Below are 6,809 nucleotides of genomic sequence, written 5' to 3' on the forward strand. Positions count from 1 at the left end.
TGGCTTGCAAGTTTTAGGACGGGTCTAGTGCCAAACTACAACAGCACCCCAAGTTAATCGAGGCGATCGCCCTTCGTGGCGAAGTGGCGTGGCTGGAAACTTGCGAGCATACCGTGGAGTAACAGCTATTGGGAAGGCATTGGGCGTAACTCGACCTTCATTGCCTGCCTTATTGCAGCTCCCATCGCTCTTACTCAGTTGCAATGGTCATCTACAGCAGCGCAGATTATGGAGAAATTCGCGCTCGTATTAATGAAACGCTGTACTTAGTGCAACGTTTTATTACAAAATTTCTTCAAAATTGCATAAGTTACGGTGACTTAGAACTACATACATTATTTGATTAATTGAATATCATAAAATTTGTTATCTATCTTTAGATAGAACTTTTATAGCTTTTACTTTTTTTTGGTAGATTTTGATAATAAATTATGCAAGAATTTAAACGTCAAGTGAGAGACTCGCAACCTAATAATGTACTAATCAAAATTAATATTACTCTTCTTAATTGTGAAAAAAACATCTACACAACAAAAAACAGCGATAATTAAGTATCTCGGCACAATTAATTTTCGGCGTATAGTTAGAGAGTCAAGAGCCATTAAACCTCTTGTTGGGTATAGCTTATTCTTCTATCTTGCATTAGGAGTTGTGGCTTCTCCTAAAGCCAATGCGAGAGCATTTTGTACACTAAATTCTGGTAAAAGTGCTGCTATATTTAATCATTTAGGACAAACGATTGCGATAGTTAACGGTCCCCGAGATATTGATCTCGAGGAGGAGGGTGACATATCTCCGAGAATAAAAGTGTACCGAATATATATCCGAAGAGATGCGTGGCTTACAGTGTATAGGATAGAGAATACTGACTATTATATTGATATAAATACCTTTAGGAATCCCTTTACTTGTAAGCAGGTATCACCCCAAGCCGGACCAAACGACATCATAAGAAGACCTCGTAATAGGTAAGCTAATTGGCGATAAACTTGCATAATAAGAAGATATAGCTGTTTAAAAGCAATTATGCCTCTACCAGCCAAAAACTCTTTAACGCCGTCACAAATCGCCCAGCTACAGAAAGCAACTAGGACAGGTCGAAATGGCAGGAACACCGCAATATGACCTATTCATTTCTTATGCCCAAGCAGACTACGAATGGGTCGAAGGTTATTTGCAAAATGCGCTGCTCCAATCGGGTGTGCATTTTCATTCTGAACGAGCATTTGCGCTGGGGGTTCCTCGAATCAAGGAATTTGAAAACGCAATTCAACGCAGTCATCGTACGCTGTTAGTCATTTCTCCAGCATATTTGTTAGATGGTTTTAATCTGTTCGTGGATTTATTAAGTCAGTCGTATGGATTAGAATCACAGACCTGGCCTGTGATTCCACTTGTGTACCAGTCGGTTCAATTGCCACCACGATTGAATGCATTGGTAAAGCTGGATGCAACGAATCCAGACCAATGGGAATCAGTAATCGTGCGCCTTTGCACCGATTTGCAACACCCAGTACCAACAGTTTCAACTAAGCCAGCCTGCCCTTATCCAGGTATGGTGCCTTTCTCTGAAGCAGATGGGGATCGCTTCTTTGGACGAGATCAGGAAATTGAAGAACTTTTAGACAAACTTCGACTACAAGGCTTTGTCACAGTTATTGGACCATCTGGCAGCGGCAAATCTTCCCTCGTGTTTGCTGGGCTAGTTCCGGCGCTGTACCGAACTGGGCTATTTAACTCCGACATCTGGAAAATCTGCTCAATACGTCCTGGCGAAACTCCTCTAACTCAACTAAAAACCCTTCTAAACACTGACCTAGAGAATCCTGCCCAAGCGCTATCGCAAGCACTAGCAACTCAAGCTAACGCCAAACGGTTACTACTGATTGTAGACCAATTTGAGGAAGTGTTCACTTTTACTAGTGCTGAAGCAATTCAATTCCAGCAAGCCCTGCTTAAACTTGCTGGAATTCCCGATATTTATCTAATTTTGACCGTTCGAGCAGACTTTTATGCTGATTTGATGACATCACCCCTTTGGCGCAAAATTCAGACTAACCGAGTAGAGGTAACACCTCTAGATGAAGTCAGGTTGCGGCAAGCCATCCTAAAACCAGCCGAAAATGTCGGAGTCTTAGTGGAACCTGCTTTATTAGAACGGCTAGTGACAGATGCCGTTGGAGAACCGGGCGTATTGCCATTAGTGCAGGAGACCCTTGTACTGTTGTGGGAACGGGTAGAACGCCGCTTTTTGCCGCTGAGAGCCTACGAAGCTCTGATGCTAACGCGGAAAGCTTATGGTACATTGGGAAGTGGCCGCCGGACGGGATTACAGGTAGCGATCGCTCGCCGAGCTGATGCTGCTCTAGCTAATCTAGATGTCGATCCAGAAAACATTCCCCGCCGTATCTTTCTGCGATTGATCCAGTTCGGAGAAGGACGGGCGGATACTCGCCGTCAGCAACCTGTAGAAGCCTTACGTATAACTAACGATGATCCAACGCTGTTTAACAATATTTTGAATCATCTGGCAGAGTGCCGTCTATTGACATTAACCAGTGATGAGAAAAAACAGACCGTCCAGGTAGACATTGCCCATGAAGCCTTGATTAGTGGCTGGCCAACCTTGCAGCAGTGGATTGCTGAGCGCAAAGAGGCAGAACAAACTCGTCGTCGCCTAGAAGCCAAAGCTCAGGATTGGATTAAGCTTAATAAGAAAGGAGGATTGTTAGATACAGCAGAGCTAGAAGAGGTTAAACGACTCAAGAGTTCTAATGCTACCGAATTTGAACTTAGTTTACCCTCATATGAATTAATAAAAGCTAGTCGGCAAGCGGCTCAAGTAAGAAAAATAATTTTAGGGGCTTACATAGTATTTATAACTGGATTTGCAATCATTGCTGGGGTTCAGTGGAGAAATGCAGAAATTGGTCAAATTAAAGCTTTGAGCGAATCTTCAAAAGCAAAATTTACGTCAAATCGGTTTTCTTTTGACGCGCTGCTTGATGCGTTAAAAGCTAGTACACGTTTGAAGCACCCACTTTTACAGGTAGGATTGCCTTGGAGCAACGCAGAGACCCAACTTAAGGCTGACGTCATGACGGCTTTGACTGAGTCAGTATTCTGGGTCAAGGAAAAAAATCGCTTAGAGGGGCATGATGGCGTGATAAGTAGCCTCAGCTTTAGTCCCGATCAACAGACAATTGCCTCAGCCGGTGGGGATGGCACTATTAAGCTTTGGAAGCATGATGGTGAACTAATTGGCACATTATTGGAAGGTCATAAAGATACTGTACGCAGTGTTAGCTTTAATAGCGATGGGCAAATTTTAGCTTCTGGCGGCAATGACGGGATAGTGAGACTCTGGAAAAAAAAAGATGGTACTTGGAAGGAAGATGAAAATTGGCGAAAAACCTTGAGTGTTTCTAAAGAAAAAGTTAAACAAGTGTTCGTCGTTAGCTTCAGTCGAGATGGTAAACTTCTTGCGGCGGCTGGTGAGGGTGGTACTGTGAAGATCTGGCAGTTAGATGGCGAATTAATAGCCAGCCTAACTGATCCTAACGACCCCTATGAAGTTTATAGCATCAGTTTTAACCCTATTAGTCCAATTATTGCCACAAGCTATGGCAGAAAGGTTAAACTGTGGCGGTGGAAAGATGGTAAAGGCGAAGTAATCCAAGTTTTTGATGAACATAAGGATGAAGTTACTAGCGTTGACTTCAGTCCTGATGGTCAAATTTTAGCTTCTGGTAGCCTCGACGGAACAGTTAAACTTTGGCAACTAAATGGCAATCAAAAAGCTTTAATAACAACGTTAACGGATGAGCTTTGTGATGAACAGAATCAAAATGTATGTGGGGTTAGAAGTGTTAGCTTCAGTCGAGATGGTAACCTTGCCTCTGGTGGTCAGAACAACACCGTAAAACTTTGGCAACATGATGGCGATTGGAAGAAGAAAAAGTCACCAACGACATTAGTTGGACATAGCAACTATGTTACGAGCGTTACCTTTAGTAAAGATGGGCAAACTCTTGGCTCGGCTAGCAATGATAATACTATCAAGCTCTGGGAATTAAAAAACCAACGGTTGACTGTCTTAAATAACGATACCCCAACCAATAGTGTCAGTTTTTGTCCTAATATTAATACTCCGATACTTGCTGCTGCTAACAGCGATACTGTAAAGCTTTGGAGACTAGATCAGTCGCTGATGAATACTTTGTCTGTAAAGGAAAAGAAGGGGCATCCTCAAAGTACAATCCAAAAAGTCACCTTTAGCCAAGAAGAAAATTGTCGATTACTTGCCTCTGCCAGTTCCAATGAAGATCAAACAGGTGAGATTAATGTCTGGCAATTAAATGAGGATGGCACGCCTCTCCCCTCCCCCCCAATTTTCGGAAAAGGAGAAAAAGATTTTACGGATGTCAGTTTTAGTCCAAATAACTCGATGATTGCGACCGCTGATCGTGATGAAATAAAACTCTGGCAACTAGATCGTAATCGACTAAAGGCCACTCTAATAACAGAACCAATGCTCAAGCGACACAAGGGAATTGCTTATGCCGTTAGCTTTAGTCCAAACGGGCAGATGCTTGCTAGTAGTGGTATTGATGGCTTTGTGAACCTCTATAAAACAGATGGGACTCTGATTAAATTCTTTAAAGAACTTCAAGAAAATCCTTATCCCCTTCTTGATGTAAAATTTAGCCCTGATAATAAAATGATTGCTGCTACTAGTAAAGACGGTTCAGTGAAGCTTTGGAAGATTGATGGAACCTCAGTAAAATTAATAAAAAGCCTAAGTCAAAATAGCTCTCCAGTTACTAAGGTAAGCTTTAACCCCAAGAAGTCATATCTTGCCTCTGGTAATGAGAGAGGTCAAATATTCCTCTGGAAGCTAGATGGAACATTCATTTCTGAACTTCCTGGACACAGTAAATATGTAATGAGCTTGAGTTTCAGTCCCAATGGCACAATTTTGGCATCTGGTAGTGACGATAACAGCACAATTCTCTGGAACCTAGACGATCCGAGTGACGATGATCTGAGCTTAGATCACTGGCTGACATTAGGCTGTAATTGGATGCAGGATTATCTAAAAACTCATCCCCATACCCCAGATACAAGCGATTTGCATATCTGTAGAGAGTAACGCGATTTTCTGAAGTCGGACAAAAACGAGTGATAATGCTCCGACCTGCGGGAGGCGATCGCCTGTTTTATCAGTTGTTCTAGTTGCTCATACTTTACACCTACTAATCGCTGTGTTTCTTGGGCGTTGTTTTGAATGTAACGCGCGTATGTCAGTCATATTCTTGTGATAAAAAAGATAATTTTATACTCTTTTACCACAGAACGTTTCTATTTTGGAGATGTCTAATAAATAGGTCATACTCTTTGTTCATGGTGGTTCTCGATTACATCTGCGGTAATGATTCGCCTAATGCATGGATTAATCGTTCAAATTCACGCTCAGCTCGACGAGGATGAGCAAGATCAAGAGTTGTCAGCATACTCAAACGTGTAGGTAACTGACTGGAATCAAATGGTAGGGCTTTTACAGGCAGCAGACGGTAAGTTCCTTCTTGAATCCCAATGGTTTGCCCAAGGATGTTTTCAAACGTCGCTTCGTAGTTCGCTAAATATGCCGGAGACAAAACAATAATTGTTCGCTTCGCTTGCCTAATTCCCTGCTCAATATTGACGACACGAGCCACACCGGGGCTTTCTATATCACCAGATACTGCAATTCGTAAGTTAGCCTGCTCTAAACGAGGTAGTAATACATCCCAAACCCAAGTAGTATCAGGCTTTTGATCTACATAGCTGATATAGATATCATATTGAAAATTTTTCTGGTTTTGGTCGGGTACGTTTTGTCGATGATTTACTTCGTCAAACCGAGGGGCTAATTCCTCAGTTTTATATTTAAGAACTGGTATGGAAGATTCTGGAATACCCTGCAAATCAATGGCATTACAGCCAAATTCAAAAGCATCTGCGTAGGACTTGCTCCTGCCGATTGCCTGATAAAAGCCTTTAGCAAACTTAACGGCAGCCCGATCACCAATCGCCTGATTCATTCCCACCACGCAATTGATGTGCTGATAAATTGCTTTTGCTTGTTCCTCGGAATAGCAGGCGTTCAAAAAAACGCACTCCACATTCGCCTTAAATAACTTAAACAGCCCTGCTAACGCTGTAGCACTGACCAACTGTATCTGCCCCAGTTCATTTTCCAGCGCTAATCCTTGGCTCCCCCCACCATGCCCGGAGAAATGAACGATATCAGGAATGTGATCCAACAGCATCGGCTGTAGATCATCCACTCGAACGGCCCAACGAGTCATGATTTCAAACTGGTCTCGATTTTTGGACTGGTTCAACGCCGCCTGAATTTCCCGTACCTCTTCATCCAGGCGCAGTCGGTCTGTATTCTTTGGGTTCGCAGTCAGAATTAATATCTTTTTCACGGCAATATAGCGTTTCCTAATCTAGTGAGGTACAGTAACAACAGTGAGTAAACCAGTTTTGGATATCTTTTAAAGATATTTTATTAAAACCCACATTCCGCACTTCATTTTGTAGTACATAGCAAGTGTAATAAGCAGCAAAAACCCTTTAAATATAAACACATAATTAATCTGGTAATAAATACAACTAGTATTAACAAACAGTAACAAATAGAAATTCATAGGGCATTGACAATAAATTCAGGAATAAAAATGAGAAAATGAGTCTGAATTAAATAAAATACCCAAAAAAGATGAATTACCAAAATGAAGAGTTTGAGAGTAAAAATTAGATCA

The 6,809-nt window shown here is 41.9% G+C and carries 3 protein-coding genes; 1 reads left to right on the plus strand and 2 read right to left on the minus strand.

From position 1 onward, the window contains the following. Nucleotides 1–24 precede the first annotated feature (24 nt). A complete protein-coding gene (locus TOL9009_RS45145) occupies nt 25–204 on the minus strand; it encodes a hypothetical protein (protein ID WP_144238152.1) in 180 nt (59 codons plus the stop codon). 898 nt (nt 205–1,102) lie between these two features. Between TOL9009_RS45145 and TOL9009_RS0104725 the strand changes: the two genes are divergently transcribed. Continuing rightward, on the plus strand, nt 1,103–5,152 hold the full coding sequence (locus TOL9009_RS0104725; RefSeq protein ID WP_029631524.1) for an nSTAND1 domain-containing NTPase: 4,050 nt from the start codon (nt 1,103–1,105) through the stop codon (nt 5,150–5,152). Nucleotides 5,153–5,417: 265 nt separating this feature from the next. Here the strand turns inward: TOL9009_RS0104725 and TOL9009_RS42025 are convergent, their stop codons facing one another. Then, on the minus strand, nt 5,418–6,473 hold the full coding sequence (locus TOL9009_RS42025; protein WP_051502798.1) for a TIR domain-containing protein: 1,056 nt from the start codon (nt 6,471–6,473) through the stop codon (nt 5,418–5,420). Nucleotides 6,474–6,809: the final 336 nt, after the last annotated feature.

It is taken from the genome of [Scytonema hofmanni] UTEX 2349 (genome assembly GCF_000582685.1).
Taxonomy (GTDB): Bacteria; Cyanobacteriota; Cyanobacteriia; order Cyanobacteriales; family Nostocaceae; genus Hassallia; species Hassallia hofmanni.